Annotated in this window: 1 protein-coding gene and 1 pseudogene; both read right to left on the bottom strand. The window is 40.0% G+C overall.

The window, feature by feature from the left end:
- Positions 1 to 1,796: pseudogene (locus B7723_RS00085) on the bottom strand (cell surface protein); the annotation flags it as partial.
- Between the two features lie 61 nt (positions 1,797 to 1,857).
- The coding region (locus B7723_RS00080) for a TlpA family protein disulfide reductase (RefSeq protein WP_237665658.1) at positions 1,858 to 2,088 on the bottom strand (231 nt) is incomplete at its 5' end.

Here is a 2,088-nt window from a genome sequence, read left to right as displayed (position 1 = left end):
CTAACTACACGAGTGGTCCATTTTTCTCCATTTGGTCCAGTAGCTGAACTTTCAACCACTTCCAAACGGTAGTCAAGTGGGTCTGTCAACATGACGTTCTTTTCAAATTCGTAGGCTACGTTATTGAAGTTGTAATCAAGAGTATAGGTAAACTCCTCTGCCTTGTCTGACAATTGTGCAGAATAGGCTTTTTTCTTTGTCAAACCAAGCGGGTCATCAATTTCTCCCAAGTCATTACTCTTATCTGCGTCGGTAATTCTCTTAGTGACACTTGGGTAACAGTACTCGAGTTTTTGAACTTCAACTTCTTCATTACGTCCACCAATCTTACGGGTTGTAAATTCACCTGTCTTGAAGACACCAGTCAATTCAGGGACTGTAATTGTTTCATTCGTTGGTGTGTAATCAGCTGGCGGATCAACTTCATCCTCTTCATTCGTTTCAGGAGCACGTGCTTCCTTACTCAAATCATAGTCGAAATTGTTATCTCCAGGGTTGAAGACACTATCAGGTACATAGATTGTGACATTGTCACCTTCTTGATTGATTCGACCACGAATTTGTTTTGATGGATCTGTGACTTTTTCAACAACTGTTTTACCATTGATTCGAACAGCATCAACCTTATACCCGGGTGTAACAGTGAACTCACCTTTGATGTCTTCCTTGATCAACGCTGCAGCTACCGATTCTAAAATTCGATTTGAGAACTTATCGATATCGCTTTGTTCATTAACATAGAAGGAAACGTTCTTTCCGTTTACAACCTTGTCTGGTGAAGCCATCGATTGAAGAGCATCATGGAAGATTCCTTGAACTGAACGGTTATCACCGATATTCAATGTTTTTCCAAATCCATTCAAATAAGCAGAACCATATTGGAAGTATGGGTCAGTGAACCCTGCCACTCGCTCCCAGAAACCAATAACTACAGAGCCTTCTGATCCAACCGCATTCTTAAGTGTATTTCCTGCCTCTTTTAACTCGTTTGCACGGCTGACAATATCTTGCGCTGCTTCAGGGAAATAGTTTTGACCAAGTCCCCATGCAGGTTGTAGCTTATAAGTTCTGGCATAACTTTTATCCATAACAACATTACCATCTGGGAGACGGTAACCATTGGCCACACCATCCGTTACAAGGAGGAATACTGTCTTACGACCATTTTTCATTTCTCCTTTTTGACTGTTATAAGCAGCAAGAGCATCCGTGATACCAGGAACTGTAGGAGTTCCTCCTCCAACAGTAATATTATCAATAAAGCTATGAATAGATTTTTGATCTGATGTTAAATCACTTGAACTAAACTGATAATGTTTACCAGTGATCCCCTCATTTGTATAGGTATCAATCGCTCCTGTGAAGTCCTCATTATCAAAATATCGAACCTGATCCAATCCTTGATAAGCTGAAACGAAGACGCGGTCAGTCGTATCTGGATCACCTGTACTCACTAAATGTGGGTCAGTTTCATTGTACTGTTCAGGTTTCACATAAGTGGTCAAACGCTTCAAGGCATTCTTAACACTAGGAATAGTCTTTTCAAAGGATCCACTCGCATCTTGAAGGATAACTAAGTCGATCGGTTTACGTGGAACTGTCCACTGTGTTTTTTCTGTTTTCTTTACCTTACGATAACATCCATTCTGGATAATTTCTGTGTTCTCTCCTACTTGTCTTGCAGCCCCTTCATCAGCTGATGCACCTCGAGCAAGGAACAGTCCAGCCAATCCTAATGGCACAGAGAGAAACAGAATCATAAACAGAACAGAGACCTTTTTAATGAAATCTCTCATAGTTTTCTCTGAAATCCTATTGCGATTTCTTCTTCCTCCTTTTTTCTGAAATAGATGTATGTTAGTTTAGCAGTTCTTGTAACTCTTTCGAGAAATTTTCAGCAGTGGTGTGATTTACTAATACATTCTTTACCTGTTGCTGTTTTGTCACAAGATACATACTTGGTATGGTTTGAACCTGTAAAAGATCGGCTGCAGACTGATCTTCGTCATAATAATACGGGAAAGTATATCCTTTTTCTTTGATATACTGATCAGCAGTTTCCTTTGTTTCTTTTCCTGGTTCGTTCAT

Source organism: Streptococcus oralis subsp. oralis (genome assembly GCF_002096435.1).
Taxonomy (GTDB): domain Bacteria; phylum Bacillota; class Bacilli; order Lactobacillales; family Streptococcaceae; genus Streptococcus; species Streptococcus oralis_AA.
This window is presented reverse-complemented; position numbering and strand designations above follow the sequence as displayed.